The organism is Halalkalibacter sp. HAAS-P014 (assembly GCF_056619965.1).
The window spans coordinates 54,960-69,629 of record NZ_JBWQTV010000024.1 but is presented as its reverse complement, the minus strand read 5'-3'; the positions used below and the strand labels follow the sequence as shown (position 1 = coordinate 69,629).

The window sequence follows — 14,670 nt, the reverse complement described above, 5'->3', positions numbered from 1 at the left end:
TAAGAGCCGATTCAAAGCATATACAGATACTTACTATAACGTAGATTACTCGATAGTTGTATTTCGAAGCAACCACAATCGATAAAAATGTAATACTAAAACCTTACATACTGCGTAGGCTGGAACAGCAATTAATAGCCCAAGTAATCCAGCAAATCTACCCGCAACAAGGAGTAAGAATATAATCGTTAAAGGATGAATCGATAACTTCCTCCCCATAATCTGTGGGGAAATCAAATTACTTTCAATCTGCTGAACAATCACAACAACTATAATGACAAGCAGTGCCATCAATGGTGACTGTAGGAAACCAACGATAACTGCAGGAATCGTTCCAATCCATGGCCCTAAAAATGGAATCACGTTTGTAAACATCGCAACAAGCGCTAATACAAGTGGATAGTCAAGACCAATAATGAGAAAACCTATGTAAGCTAAAATTCCGACACAAATGCTTACAAGAATTTGCCCTTGTATATAGGAACTCAGTGCGACATCCATAGCTCGAAGCACTTCTCTTCCTTCATTTTGTCTTTTTTCAGGCAACAATTTCAAAAATTGATTCGGTGCCTTTTCTCCTTCTTTTAGCATATAAAAAAGGACAAACGGGATAATGACGATTACAATTAAGGCATTCATCACAAACCCAATAATAGTCGCTATACTTGTTCCTAAATTGCTAACAAAGTTATTCAAATAATTTGCTAACTCCATTGTAATCTCTTCCAACGAAAAATGCTCACCTTCTTGAAAGCGAGAAACATATTCATTCGCTTGAAGATCAATAAACATATCTCTAATTTCATTAATAAAAATGGGCATATTCCTTGTAAAACTATAAAATTGCTTCTGAAGCTCAGGGCCGATTATGAAAAATAATGCTGTTAACAACCCAACCACTCCAAAATACAGAACCAAAATCGCAACCGTCCGAGGTACTTTAATTGCTACTAGATTGACAAAAGGCCGTAGTAAATAATATAGAACACCAGCTAGAATTATCGGTGCAAACAATGTCTGGACCAAAATAACGATTGGCTGAAAGACCCAGTCAATTAGAGAACCTAAATAAATAATAATAAAAACTAAAACGATTCCATAGCCTAGACGGAAAGCTTTCGTTTGTGGCATCAGTACAATCCCTTCCTTGCTATCCAAAAATTTGTTTTCTATATTGTACCATTATCTTCCGATTTCTTCTTCCTGATATTCCAAAAAATATCATCTAACTAAAACTGTCAATAACAATAATCACTTTATGAAGTCATGAATCTAGTTCCATAGATCAATTATCTCGTAAATATTCATTGAATTTAAACCCAAATGATGTAAAATTTAACTAAATGAGTTGATGGTTTCATTAAATGAGGAGGATCAATATGAAAAGAAATGGAATGTTTCTCGCACTAGTTTTCTTTATTTTAATGCTTAGTGCATGTGGACAAGGTGCAACAAGTGAACAGGAACAGCAACTAGCTGATGGCATTGAAACAGAAGTAAATACCGAACCCGAAGAAGAAGAGAATGAGTTTGATTCTGAAGAAACTATTGAAGAAGTCGAAGCAAATGAAGAAGAGCATAATGATGAAATAACAGATGAAGAGGAGAAAGAAGAAGAAAAAATGGAAACAACTATAACTCCTGTTGAACTGCTCTTTTCCGATGATCAAGCTATGAATATGTATCGCGTCGAACGCCAATTAGAAGTTAGTAACGACGACCTCTTCAAGGCTACATTAGAAGCATGGATAGAAGGTCCGACAGAAGAAGGCCTTGTATCTCTTGTGCCCCAAAATGTTAAGGTACAATCTTTTGAAGAAAAACAAGGGGTCGCTTATGTTTCATTTTCTTCTGAATTACTAGATGCGCAGTTAGGATCTGGAACTGAATCTATGTTGTTGCAACAAATTGCATTCGCTTTGAAACAATTTGGATTTAATGAAACACAAATTTTAGTAGATGGAGAAATTTATCCTGAACTTTTCGGTCATGTTGACACGAGTCAACCGATTGTAGCTAACAATCTAGATAATTATGAAAAAAGATAATCAACATATATCAACTTGTAAAGGTATCCCAAAGACCAAGTCCTGGTCTATGAGATACCTTTTTCCATCGTTGCCTAAAGAATGGTCCTTATGCCCCTTCTTTTTAGTCGTTTTAGAATATGGTATGATACTGTACGTAATGAAAGAAGAGAATTGAGGGGTACACTATGAAAACCGTCGTAACGACGTTGAATGCAAAATATATCCATACATGTTTAGCGCTGCGTTGTTTAAAGGCTTATGCTGAACCGGAATTTCCTGTAGAAATGGTTGAATACACAATTAAAGATCCAGTCATGAATATTGTTTCAGATTTATACGAAAGGAAGCCTGATGTCATTGGGTTTAGCTGTTATATCTGGAACATCGAAGAAACTATAAAAGTAATCAATATGTTAAAAAAGGTAATGCCCAATACGAAAATTATTCTCGGTGGTCCCGAGGTTTCCTATGACACAAAAGAGTGGCTTGGTACTCTTGAAAATGTTGATTTTATTGTAGTAGGTGAAGGCGAAGAAACATTTAAACAATTACTCGAGGAAATAAGCAGTTCGGAAAAATACCATATGGTTTTTGGACTTGCTTATCGTAAAGAAGATGAGGTCATCATTACTGCACCGAGACCTAAATTAAAATTAGATGATGCTCCAACGCCTTACCGTTTCGCTGAAGATTTAGACGGATTGAAAAAGCGGGTCACTTATTTTGAAACTAGTCGTGGCTGTCCATACAGTTGTCAATTTTGTCTGTCTTCTATAGAAGTAGGTGTACGGTATGTAGACATTGATCGCGTAAAATCAGACTTGCTTTATTTAATAGAGAACGGAGCTAAATTAATCAAATTTGTCGACCGTACATTTAATATAAAACGTGATTATGCGTTGGAAATCTTTCGTTTTCTAATTGAAAATCATCAAGGCTGTGTATTTCAATTTGAAATTACAGCAGACATTATGCGTCCCGAAGTTTTATCATATTTAAATGAACACGCTCCTAAAGGAATCTTCCGATTTGAAATAGGAGTTCAATCAACAAACGATGCAACAAATGAACTTGTTATGCGTCGTCAAAACTTCGAAAAGCTAAAACGGACAGTTACAATGGTAAAAGAAGGAGGAAAGATTGACCAGCACCTTGATTTAATCGCCGGGTTACCAGAAGAAGATTATGATTCATTTCGAAACACATTTAACGATGTTTTTGCAATGAGACCTGAGGAGCTTCAATTAGGCTTTTTAAAAATGCTTCGGGGTACGGGGTTACGCCTGCGGGCTGAGCAACACGATTATGTGTACATGGATCATTCTCCTTATGAAATTTTAAGTAACAATGTCCTTAGCTTTGAAGAGATCATTCGAATAAAACGCGTGGAAGATGTCCTAGAGAAGTATTGGAATGACCACCGAATGGACCGAACCGTTGAGTACCTAGTAACCCAAGAATATGATTCACCTTTTGACTTCTTCCAAGACTTTGGTGACTATTGGGATGAACGTGGTTGGGCTAGGATTGGTCATCAACTAGAGGATTTATTCAATAGACTCCATGAGTTTTTAGTGCAAAGAAAAACAAAGAACATACAAATAATTCGTGGGCTGATGATGGTGGATTACTTTGCTAATCATAAACACAAACCTCGTAAAACTTGGTGGGATTTCTCGATGTCAAAACAAGAACAAACCCATTTCTTAACTTTATTAGCTGAGAATCCAACTCTAGTTTCAAAACAATTCGCTACCCTTCAATTGAATTTGAAGGACTTACACAAGCACACAATGATAGAGAAGATTCCATTTCATATATCAGACCTAGGCTTTGAAGAAACAACAAGCTTGCTGCTTGCATACTTCAGTCCAAAACATAATCAATCAACCGTCTATACTGTCCCACTTGAACGATTTGCCACAGTAGTAAACTGATATGTTAAAGGTTGTTCTAAGGATTCTCCTTTCGAACAACCTTTTTATTATCAAAAAAACAATGATTAATCCCTGCCTTGTTCATACTTTTTTAATAACGTTACTGCCGCTTTCATTGCACTGATTTGGCCTTCTACTACTGTTTGTTTTACTAATGGTAGCTCACTTTTTATCGTTTCATGTTCGTAGAAATCAGAAAGAAGTTGCTCCTCAACGAGTGAGTGAAACCACTCACACACCTGCTCTTTTCTTCGTTTATCGAACTGACCTGTCTGTTTCATATAGTAAGTGAATTCTTCAATTAAGTTCCAACACTCTTTTATCCCTTTCCCTGTAATGGATGACACCGTTTCTACTTTTGTTTCCCATCCTTTTGTCGCGCCTTGCAAAAAATGAAAAGTACGAGTTAATTCCATTTTTGTCTGCTCAGCTGCTTGTATATTCTCACCATCAGCTTTATGAATAAGCATTAGATCAACCATTTCCATAATGCCTTTCTTAATACCTTGTAACTCATCTCCAGCTCCAGTTAACATTAAAAGCACAAAGCAATCCACCATAGAACGAACAGCTACTTCACTTTGCCCAACTCCTACAGTTTCAACAAAAATTATATCGTAGCCCGCTGCTTCACATAATAAGAGCGTTTCCCTCGTTTTCCTTGAAACCCCACCTAATCTTCCTCCCGTAGGTGATGGACGAACAAATGCATTAGGATGCCTAGATAGCTTCTCCATCCTCGTTTTATCTCCTAAGATACTACCATTAGAATAGGAGCTTGATGGATCAACTGCAAGCACAGCAACACGGTGTCCTTTTTCAGCTAACATTGTCCCAAATGTCTCAATGAACGTTGACTTCCCTGCCCCAGGAACACCTGTAATCCCTATCCGAATGGCATTACCTTTATAGGGCATAATCGCTGTAAGTACGTCTTGAGCAAGCGCAATGTGCCTAGTCGCATTGCTTTCCACAAGCGTAATTGCTCTAGCTAGTACAGCCCTGTTATTGTTTTTTATCCCAGTTACATATTCATCTATAGAAAGTATCTTACGTCTTAACTGAGGTTTTCGCTTCATAAACTATGTTCACCTTTCCTAAATAAAATAGGATGGTCGGTGGTACCTCCTCTTTCGGAGACTGCTAATAGTCATTTTCACAATACCCTAAGCGTTTATTTAACTCTTTAATAATCTGTTTTGCTGCCACAGGAATGACTGTACCTGGACCAAAGATTGCACTCACTCCAATATCTTTTAGAAATTGATAATCTTGTGCCGGGATCACCCCCCCAACAATCACAAGTATATCTTCCCTTCCAAGCTTGCGCAGAGCTCCAACAACTTGAGGCATCAACGTTTTATGTCCGGCTGCTAAAGAACTGACACCAAGAACATGAACATCGTTTTCCACTGCCTGCATTGCAGCTTCTTCCGGTGTTTGAAATAAAGGACCAATATCAACATCAAAGCCCATATCAGCAAAGGCCGTAGAGATCACCTTTGCACCTCTGTCATGTCCGTCTTGCCCCATTTTTGCAATCATAATACGAGGCCGTCTGCCTTCTTTTCTTGAAAACTCATCCGTTAGCTTCCGAATAACTTCCATTTCTTTTTTCTCTCCAAACTCGCTAGAATACACCCCACTTACCGAGCGAATCCTTGCTGTATGTCGACCTACAACCTTCTCATAAGCTTTTGAAATTTCTCCAAGGCTCGCACGTGCTCTAGCAGCCTTTACGGCACATTCTAATAAATTTCCTTCCCCACTCTCTGCCACTTTAGTAAGGTCATTAAGGGTTTTCTTAACCTCCTTTTCATCTCTTTCTTTTCGCAGAACCTCTAAGCGTTTGATTTGGGCATATCTTACAGCTGTATTGTCAACATCTAATATATCCAACTCTTCCTTAGATTCAGTGCGATATTTATTTACACCAATAATCGTTTCGTTTTTTGAATCGATATGCGCTTGCCTTTTTGCAGCCGCCTCTTCTATGCGCATTTTTGGTAATCCTGTATCGATTGCCTTAGCCATACCACCAAGTTTTTCAATTTCAGCAATATGCTCCCATGCCTTCTTCATAAGCTCAACCGTTAAGGATTCTACATAGTAGGATCCGCCCCAAGGATCTAATACATTTGTAATTCCTGTCTCTTCTTGTAAATATAGTTGAGTATTACGGGCAATTCTCGCTGAGAAGTCCGTCGGTAAGGCAATCGCTTCATCAAGAGCATTGGTATGGAGTGACTGAGTATGACCGTGGACAGCTGCCATTGCTTCAATACATGTACGAATAACGTTGTTGTATGGGTCTTGCTCTGTTAAACTCCAACCTGATGTTTGTGAATGAGCCCTAAGAGCAAGTGATTTTTCATTTTTAGGTTTAAATTGTTTCATTAATTGTGCCCACATGAGACGAGCCGCTCTCATTTTTGCAACTTCCATAAAGTGATTCATACCTATTCCCCAAAAGAATGATAGTCTTGGTGCAAACTGGTCTATATCAAGGCCAGCACTAATACCAGTTCTCACATACTCAAGACCATCAGCAAGGGTATAGGCAAGCTCAATATCTGCTGTGGCACCTGCTTCTTGCATATGGTAGCCTGAAATACTAATACTATTAAACTTTGGCATATTCTTAGATGTGTATTCAAAAATATCAGCAATCACTTTCATTGATGCTTTCGGTGGGTAAATGTAAGTGTTCCGAACCATATATTCTTTCAAAATATCGTTTTGGATCGTTCCCGTTAGCTTCTCAAGAGGGACTCCTTGTTCCTCAGCTGCAACAATATAAAAAGCCATGATCGGCAAGACTGCCCCGTTCATCGTCATTGAAACCGACATTTGATCAAGTGGAATTCCATCAAATAATAATTTCATATCTAAAATAGAATCAACAGCTACTCCTGCCTTCCCTACATCTCCAACTACTCGTGGATGGTCAGAGTCATACCCCCGATGCGTTGCTAGATCAAACGCAATAGATAACCCTTTTTGGCCAGCAGCTAAATTACGACGATAAAAAGCATTGCTTTCTTCAGCTGTTGAAAAACCAGCATATTGACGAATCGTCCACGGGCGTTGCTTATACATGGCTGGATAAGGGCCTCGAAAGAAAGGTGCAATCCCTGCTACATAATCGAGATGCTGCATACCCTCTATATCTTTTTTTGTATACACATGTTTTACAGGAATACTCTCAAATGTTTCCGTAGAAAGGGATTCAATTTTCTCTTCCTTTACACTATTTCGTAAAAATGGGAATCGCATATTATGAAAAGCTGGTTTCCTTCTCATAGCTGCCCACCTCCCATTTCCTCCTGGAGATTATAGATAAATGTGTATGCATTTAAATCAGAATGTATAAACCCTCGAATCTCTTTTTGAAATACGTTATTTAACTTTTCAGTTGGTCTACCAGCAACATAAATATAGCACTTTGTTTTTGTTAATTTTTTCATAATCGACTTAGAACAATCATTGTAAGTTTCATTGCTTCCACAAAGGACTACATACTTATGAAGTCTTGCAAGCTCAACCAGTTCCTGTTCATTCTTACTAGAATTAAACACTTTTACATCCATTCCTCCACTTAGAAAAAAATCACTAATGAAATCTGCTCGAGGCTTATATGATGCGTGTGTTCCTAAGGTTACAACAAGTACTGTTGGCCCCCTCTCTGTTCCTTTCCTTAAAAACTTACTGCGACTTCTTAATTCTTCAAACGGTTGTGCTAAGCGCTTTTGTGCAATTGACTGAATGATTGGTGGTTGTGTTGTATCTCTTAATTGTTCATGGATTTGATAAAATGGGGTATTTTGATGAATTAACTGTTGAACGGACTCCATTGTATTTAGTCGTTTTGCTCGTTCATTTGTTTCCCACTTGTCGACAGACAATGTCGGATTCGATTCAGTTACTTTGTTTTGTGGATAGGATTCATCTAAGAAACTAAATTTATTAACTCCAACTAGGACTTTTCTTCGATACTCAATCTCTCTTGCAATAGTTTTCCAACTCTCATCGATCTTTTTTTGAATAGATCCTCTCTTTAACGCAGAACTTATTCCACCCTCTTTCTCGATCAGTTGAAAGTGCTGCCATATTTTTTGGGCCATTTGCTCTGTCAAATATTCGACATACCAGGAGCCTCCTGAAGGGTCAATTGTTAGCATTGTATATGCTTCTTCTTTCAAGATAAGTGACGTGTTTCGGGCAATTCTCTTCGAAAATTTAGAGGTTTGAAACATCTCATCAAAAGGACTAACATGAAGACTTTCTACACCAGCTATTGCAGCTGCAAATGCCTCAGTGGTTCCTCGTAGCAAATTGACGTATTGGTCTAATTTAGATTTTGTGAAAGCAGACGTTCTCGCATGAATATGCATTTTCTGTCCAGTTTCATCGGCTCCAAACTCCTTCATAATGGCAGCCCAAAGGGCACGCGCAGCTCGAATTTTTGCAATCTCACTAAAGAAATCACTACCAATTGAATAAGAAAATGTGATTGAGCGCCCCGCTTCATTCGCAGTAACCCCTCGTTCTAGTAATGCATTTACATACTCTACACCTGTAGATAAACTAGTAGCTATTTCAAATGCTGGTGTCGCTCCTCCATTATGATAGACATGACTTTGAACAAGCACAGTTCGCAAGGTTGAATGATTTTCTGTTGCCCATTTTACAGCAAGCGCCATTAAATCATAGGAGCGATTAAGTGAATAAGTTAGCTTCCCTATTTTTGCTAGCTGGTGAAGTGGATCAGAAGCAACAGTTCCTGTTATATTTTTTGTTATTGAGTGTACGGCAGCTAAGATAGGAAGGCTTACGATACCTGTATCGATATGAAGAGGATAATCGGCAAGGTTTATTTCTTCAAAAGCTTGCTTAAGATTAGATAGATTCGATAATGTACTAGTAGAGGAGGAATCTTTCAATGGTTTTACAGCGTTTTTCAATGTTTCGGGTAATATGATATGTGCAACATTTTGTCCTCTCTTAAAGGCATGCTGCATTTCTTTATTTAAATGAGTAGGAGATGTCTCTGTAAATTCTTGACTAATTTTCCAAGGGGCAGGATTCACCTTTACTCCTCTTACATATGGGTAGATACCTGGCTGACTTACCAAAGTTGAACAGTGCTCAATGTCTTTCTTTTGGTACATCGGTTCGAGTACAATGTCATCAAGGAGCCTCGTTAATAATGATTGTTCAAATGACTCACCTTTTAATGATTTTTCAGTGGTTTTATGCCATTGTTCATATGTTGGAACTGGAAATTGATTAAAGGACATATCCATAATGTTTGTGGCTACCAAGTTTGATTATGCCACTCACCCCTTCCTAAAAAAATAAGCACACGTTACAAAGGTATATTTCCGTGTTTCTTTTTTGGAAGTTGTTTCTTTTTCTTTCTAAGAACTTCTAACCCTTGAGCAATACTTTTTCTTGTATCACGTGGGTCAATAACATCATCAACCATCCCATTTGCAGCTGCTATATAAGGGTTAGCGTATTTCTGTCGATATTCTGCAACTTTCTGTTGTTTCATTTGTTTAGGGTTTTGACTTTCTTTAATTTCACGAGCGTAGATAATAGTTGCTGCCCCCTCAGGACCCATTACTGCAATTTCAGCATTTGGCCATGCAAATACTAAATCAGCTCCAATTGCTTTACTATTAAGAGCAACATATGCTCCTCCGAAAGCTTTCCGTAAGATAATAGTAATTTTAGGAACGGTTGCTTCAGAGTATGCATATAAAATTTTTGCCCCATGGCGAATAATACCACCATGTTCTTGTTGAACACCCGGTATAAATCCACTTACATCTTCAAAGGTTATTAAAGGAATATTGAAACAATCGCAGAATCTAATGAAGCGTGCACATTTATCAGAAGAATTAATATCAAGGCCACCGGCCATCATTTTCGGGTTATTTGCGACTATCCCAATCGTTTCACCTTCGATTCGTCCAAAGCCTATTACAATATTTTTCGCAAAATGAGGTTGGACTTCCATAAATTCTTCATCATCAACAAGCTCTTTGATAACTTTTCTAACGTCATAGACTTTTCTTCCATCAACAGGGACAAGGTCTAGTATTTCATCAATTCGTTCTTGTACAGGTCTTTTTGTTTTAGGCTCTACATGCTCTGACCTTTCCTCAAAGTTTGAAGGCAGAAACCGAATTAATCTCCTTACCTCCATTAAAGCCTGTTCCTCTGTTTGCGCTGTAAAATGAGTATTCCCACTTACAGTAGAGTGTACCTTCGCTCCCCCTAATTCTTCAGCATTCATTTTGGCTCCTGTAACACTTTCAATTACTTTAGGGCCTGTAATAAACATTTGACTTGTTTTTTCAACCATAAACACAAAATCAGTTATAGCTGGTGAGTATACAGCTCCTCCAGCACACGGCCCCATAATAACAGATATTTGTGGAATCACACCTGAATAGATCGCATTTCGATAAAATATGTGACCGTAACCATCCAAGGATAGTACCCCTTCTTGAATACGAGCTCCTCCTGAATCATTTAACCCAATAATTGGAGCACCATTCTCAGCTGCCAAATCCATAATCTTCGAAATTTTCCTAGCGTGCATTTCTCCTAATGCACCACCAAAAACAGTAAAATCTTGAGCAAATAAAAAAACAATTCTCCCATGGATCTTTCCGTATCCTGTAACTACGCCTTCTCCAGGTGCTTCATTTTCTTGTAACGAGTTATTCCGGAACTCAATAAATGGATTAAGTTCGACAAACGTTTCTTCATCTAGCAATAGCTCAATTCTTTCTCTTGCTGTAAGCTTGCCCCGACTATATTGTGCATCAATCCTTTTTTGTCCCCCTCCTTGTTTGATTTTGTCTCGGCGATTTTCCATATCCTGTATAAAGTCAAACATATCCATTTTAAACAGCTCCTTAACGAATAGTCTTACTTACTCGTGAGGAAAAAGCGTGCGTATTCTGGTTTCGTACTAGCTTCTTTCGTAAGAACTGCATTCATTATTATGTCGGCATAAATATTTGCAATTTCCATTATGGAGTATTCGCCACTTTCCTTATACCACTTATAAGTCCAGTTAGTCATTCCAAATATCGCCATTGATGTTATTGGTACAGGAATCTCTTTTCTAAACTCACCGCATGCTATCCCCTCTTCAACTAGGCGAAACATCATTCTTTTATAACTGCTTCGTTTCCGTTTGATTGCTTCATAATATTCTGTGCTTAAGTATAACGATTCTTGATAAAAGACAGTAACATGCGAGCGGTATATTTCGAACATTCTAACAAATGATTTGACAGTTTCATATAAACGTTCAGCAGGTGTAGAATAACGATTGTACGCATCTTCAGCTTTATCAAGGATATATGTTATGAATGAATCATGTACTGTATACAAAAGCTCATCTTTAGATTTGAAATTATGATAAAAGCCTCCCTTTGATGTTCCACTCTCTTTTACAATCCTATCAACCGTTACAGCATGGTATCCATTCTCTTCAAAAAGAATAAGTGCTGTTTCAATAATCCGTTCTTTAGTTGGTTTTTTTTGTGTTTTAGCTTCGAGCACGTTAATAATTCCCCCTTCGTACATAAATCGGTAACTCGCTTCGATACAAAGCTTTTACAGACTAGTCAGTTTGGCTAAATTGTATATAAATTTCAGATTATTGTCAATGGATTTTGTAACCGTTTACAAAAAAATGTGATTGTTCTGCTTGTTTAGACATTCTATTGAAGTACAACTTTTTTTATGTCATAATTGCTAAATTTCAACAGCTTTCTTAAAATGTAAAGGCTTCAAGCTTAAAACGAGCAAACGAAAAAAAATGTGATATGCCCTAAGGCATATCACATTCTGTACTGCTTATTCAAAAAGCGCCTCTTATGAATCGAAAACTAAATGCAACTCAAATCCATCTTCTACAACAGTCTTACCTTCACGATGTAGATTTTGCCATTGCAGTAATTGTCTAGAGTACTTCATAAATGTTGTTTGATCTTTCTCTTCCAATGCTTTGTCAATCTTACTTGTTAGTGTCTGTTTTTTAAATTGATAGATAGAATATTCTAGTATTGCTTGCGCATACAAAGATTGTACAGTGTCATCTGTTGGAGATTGAAGATTTTTAATAACTCGCAGCTGCTTTCTAATACTTGGGTCCATCGCAAAATCATTAATCAAAACTATCCCTCCTAAGTGAATAACAATGCTTATCATTACATTACCCATTAGTTGGAAGTTTCAAACTAGTTAAAATAAATTTCCATTATTAAGGCTGCCTTTGTAAAGATTGTTACTATGAAATACTTTTTCCTCGTAGTGAAATGGAGTGGAAGTCACTCGACTCCTGTGGGATGCAGAGGTAGGGGCGAGACCCCACAGGCGCAGTACACAGTCGAGGAGGCTCGGCACCTCCCCACGGAAAGCGAGTGGCTCGAGCGTAATGAAACGAACAGTGAAGGATACGTAAGCCGTATAGAGCTCTTTTAGAAGCAATAAATCTACTATTCTACAACTCCTCTTAATTGGTCAGCACGTTTTCTACGTTCTTCATCCGTTAATTTTGGACATGAATAACAATAATTCCCATCAGCTTTTAAGTAACTCATACAGCAGGCTGCTTTTATTTTAATGAGGCGATTTGAATCCTGCCAGCTTGCAACAAATTTAGATGTAATATTAAAAGGGTTTCGTTTTAATCCAAATAGAGCAGGTGATAAATTACGTACTAACTTCAAATCATTCTCTACATTTACTGAGTCTACCCCTATGTCACTCAACCATATCGTTAAACGAGTAAGTGCATTATTTAGCAAACCCCACACTTGTTGTTTGGGTAAACCAGAAGTGTGGGCAATAGTTTCAAACATAGGACGATATGAAAGAAATAACTTCTTAAGCTCACCTTTTCCATATTCATTTCTATCTGTTTGAACCTCTAGCAATTTTGGGTGATGTATCTCGAAATAAACATCCTTTCCATTATCCACCAAATACAAACTATTATAAGTTAACCATTTGTTATGAATTGAAAAAACGTAGAGATGGGCACTAATCAAATCACCTAACCATTTCATTATATTTGCTCCACCTACTCTTAGATCTTTACCATTAAAACAATAAGTTCGCTTTTCAATCATTTCTTTTATTGTCTGTTCACCAACACCCTCATCCAATACTATCCCACTCGAATCTATTGAATTGTCTACTATTTTCAAAGAAAATTTATCCTTGAGTATTTGGGCTAATTCACTGTTCATTGTTCTCTCTCCATTCATAAGGATAATCATTTGCAATTAGTATAACAGTAATGAATAAAATGCGCAGCAACATTAAGACTCATTGCTAACAGCTTCTCTCATTAAAAAAGAGACCATCATAATTTGATGCCTCCTTTTCTCATTACACATTACTAAGCTGTAAGTGACTAAGTTCTCTTACATTCCTTCATCTTCAAAACGCTTCAAGTCATTTTTATGACCAATCACAATTAGAATATCATTCAATTCTATATAATCCGTTGGTGTAGGAGCGATATTAATGTCTTCACCTCGTTTTATTCCTAAAATCGTACAACCATATTTTGCTCGTACATCTAAATCAATTAACGTTTTATTGGCTACTTTCTTTGTCGCAATAAGCTCAACGATACTATAATCAGCAGATAATTCGATATAATCAACAATCTTTTCGGACGTTAGATGCTGTGCGATTCGAATCCCCATGTCCTGTTCAGGGTGAACAATACGATCAGCTCCTATTTTTTCAAGAACTCTTTCATGGTAATAATTTTGTGCTTTAACCCAGACATTTTCTACCCCAAATTCTTTTAAAATTAGCGTACACAAAATGCTTGATTGAATGTCATCTCCGATTGCAACGATCACATAATCGAAGTTTCGTATACCTAACGATTGGAGCGCTTTTTCGTCAACTCCATTTGCAATCGCACTATGAGTAGAGTAACGTGTCATATCATTGACTTTTTCTTCTTTTGAGTCTATTGCTAACACTTGATGGCCTAATTTGTAAAGCTCTTTACAAACACTGCTTCCAAATCGGCCTAGGCCAATCACAGCAAACTGCTTTTTCATCTTGATTCTCCCCTTTTGAAACATACCAACTGTTTTTATCCATCTCTTAACACTCTAAATTATGTATTGTTATACCAGTAGTTCTATTATCTCAGTTACTATCATTTATTGTATATTGTACCCTTAAAAAAAGTTTTTAGTTGCATTTATAAATCTCTCAGAAAAAAACCCCTAATTACCTAAAAACAGTAATTAAGGGTGGTGAGAATGTTATCCTAGTACTTTTTTAATAGCTTCAAGGACACGATCAGCTTGAAAGGGCTTAACGATAAAGTCTTTTGCTCCTGATTGGATCGCATCAATTACCATCGATTGCTGGCCCATTGCTGAACACATAATCACTTTGGCGCCACTATCAATTTCTTTAATTTCTTTTAATGCTTGAATACCGTCCATTTCTGGCATAGTGATATCCAGTGTTACAAGATCGGGTTTTACCTCTTTATATTTTTCAACAGCTTCTATTCCATTAGCTGCTTCTCCAGCGATCTCAAATCCATTTTTTGAAAGGATATCCTTAATCATCATTCTCATAAATGCTGCATCATCAACAATTAATACCGATGCCATTTATATCACCTCATACTG

Annotated in this window: 12 protein-coding genes; 2 read left to right on the top strand and 10 right to left on the bottom strand. The window is 37.3% G+C overall.

Features of this window, described 5'->3' with window-relative positions; all coding sequences use genetic code 11:
• Positions 1–45: 45 nt before the first annotated feature.
• Positions 46–1,131, bottom strand: a complete 1,086-nt coding sequence (locus AC1FXZ_RS18845; RefSeq protein WP_480056537.1) for an AI-2E family transporter — start codon at positions 1,129–1,131, stop codon at positions 46–48.
• A 248-nt stretch (positions 1,132–1,379) separates the two neighbouring features.
• Between AC1FXZ_RS18845 and AC1FXZ_RS18840 the strand changes: the two genes are divergently transcribed.
• Positions 1,380–2,048: a GerMN domain-containing protein gene (locus AC1FXZ_RS18840; RefSeq protein WP_480056535.1), complete on the top strand. Its 669-nt coding sequence runs from the start codon at positions 1,380–1,382 to the stop codon at positions 2,046–2,048.
• Positions 2,049–2,215: 167 nt separating this feature from the next.
• The gene (locus AC1FXZ_RS18835) at positions 2,216–3,967 is read left to right on the top strand and encodes a B12-binding domain-containing radical SAM protein (protein ID WP_480056533.1); all 1,752 of its coding nucleotides are present in this window, start codon (positions 2,216–2,218) and stop codon (positions 3,965–3,967) included.
• 65 nt (positions 3,968–4,032) lie between these two features.
• Here the strand turns inward: AC1FXZ_RS18835 and meaB are convergent, their stop codons facing one another.
• From meaB to AC1FXZ_RS18790, 9 genes are all read right to left on the bottom strand, one after another.
• Positions 4,033–5,046 carry a methylmalonyl Co-A mutase-associated GTPase MeaB gene (meaB, locus tag AC1FXZ_RS18830; RefSeq protein ID WP_480056531.1) on the bottom strand — a complete coding sequence of 338 codons (1,014 nt, stop codon included), beginning with the start codon at positions 5,044–5,046 and terminating at the stop codon, positions 4,033–4,035.
• A 64-nt stretch (positions 5,047–5,110) separates the two neighbouring features.
• Complete coding sequence (gene scpA, locus AC1FXZ_RS18825) at positions 5,111–7,243, bottom strand: methylmalonyl-CoA mutase (RefSeq protein WP_480056744.1); 2,133 nt, start codon at positions 7,241–7,243, stop codon at positions 5,111–5,113.
• Between the two features lie 23 nt (positions 7,244–7,266).
• Positions 7,267–9,291: a methylmalonyl-CoA mutase subunit beta gene (locus AC1FXZ_RS18820; RefSeq protein WP_480056529.1), complete on the bottom strand. Its 2,025-nt coding sequence runs from the start codon at positions 9,289–9,291 to the stop codon at positions 7,267–7,269.
• Between the two features lie 44 nt (positions 9,292–9,335).
• A complete protein-coding gene (locus tag AC1FXZ_RS18815) occupies positions 9,336–10,886 on the bottom strand; it encodes an acyl-CoA carboxylase subunit beta (RefSeq protein WP_480056527.1) in 1,551 nt (516 codons plus the stop codon).
• Between the two features lie 26 nt (positions 10,887–10,912).
• The gene (locus AC1FXZ_RS18810) at positions 10,913–11,554 is read right to left on the bottom strand and encodes a TetR/AcrR family transcriptional regulator (protein WP_480056525.1); all 642 of its coding nucleotides are present in this window, start codon (positions 11,552–11,554) and stop codon (positions 10,913–10,915) included.
• A 315-nt stretch (positions 11,555–11,869) separates the two neighbouring features.
• Positions 11,870–12,169: an IDEAL domain-containing protein gene (locus tag AC1FXZ_RS18805; protein ID WP_480056523.1), complete on the bottom strand. Its 300-nt coding sequence runs from the start codon at positions 12,167–12,169 to the stop codon at positions 11,870–11,872.
• 323 nt (positions 12,170–12,492) lie between these two features.
• Positions 12,493–13,248 carry a hypothetical protein gene (locus tag AC1FXZ_RS18800; protein ID WP_480056521.1) on the bottom strand — a complete coding sequence of 252 codons (756 nt, stop codon included), beginning with the start codon at positions 13,246–13,248 and terminating at the stop codon, positions 12,493–12,495.
• Positions 13,249–13,425: 177 nt separating this feature from the next.
• Positions 13,426–14,082 carry a potassium channel family protein gene (locus AC1FXZ_RS18795; protein WP_480056519.1) on the bottom strand — a complete coding sequence of 219 codons (657 nt, stop codon included), beginning with the start codon at positions 14,080–14,082 and terminating at the stop codon, positions 13,426–13,428.
• A gap of 210 nt (positions 14,083–14,292) precedes the next feature.
• Complete coding sequence (locus AC1FXZ_RS18790) at positions 14,293–14,652, bottom strand: response regulator (protein WP_480056517.1); 360 nt, start codon at positions 14,650–14,652, stop codon at positions 14,293–14,295.
• Positions 14,653–14,670 lie beyond the last annotated feature (18 nt).

What these genes read in the sequence shown, in the direction of transcription:
- AC1FXZ_RS18790 (WP_480056517.1), bottom strand. Translation starts at nt 14,652, where the DNA reads ATGGCATCGGTATTAATTGTTGATGATGCAGCATTTATGAGAATGATG.
- AC1FXZ_RS18815 (WP_480056527.1), bottom strand. Translation starts at nt 10,886, where the DNA reads ATGGATATGTTTGACTTTATACAGGATATGGAAAATCGCCGAGACAAA.
- AC1FXZ_RS18795 (WP_480056519.1), bottom strand. Translation starts at nt 14,082, where the DNA reads ATGAAAAAGCAGTTTGCTGTGATTGGCCTAGGCCGATTTGGAAGCAGT.
- AC1FXZ_RS18845 (WP_480056537.1), bottom strand. Translation starts at nt 1,131, where the DNA reads ATGCCACAAACGAAAGCTTTCCGTCTAGGCTATGGAATCGTTTTAGTT.
- AC1FXZ_RS18835 (WP_480056533.1), top strand. Translation starts at nt 2,216, where the DNA reads ATGAAAACCGTCGTAACGACGTTGAATGCAAAATATATCCATACATGT.
- AC1FXZ_RS18800 (WP_480056521.1), bottom strand. Translation starts at nt 13,248, where the DNA reads ATGAACAGTGAATTAGCCCAAATACTCAAGGATAAATTTTCTTTGAAA.
- meaB (WP_480056531.1), bottom strand. Translation starts at nt 5,046, where the DNA reads ATGAAGCGAAAACCTCAGTTAAGACGTAAGATACTTTCTATAGATGAA.
- scpA (WP_480056744.1), bottom strand. Translation starts at nt 7,243, where the DNA reads ATGCGATTCCCATTTTTACGAAATAGTGTAAAGGAAGAGAAAATTGAA.
- AC1FXZ_RS18840 (WP_480056535.1), top strand. Translation starts at nt 1,380, where the DNA reads ATGAAAAGAAATGGAATGTTTCTCGCACTAGTTTTCTTTATTTTAATG.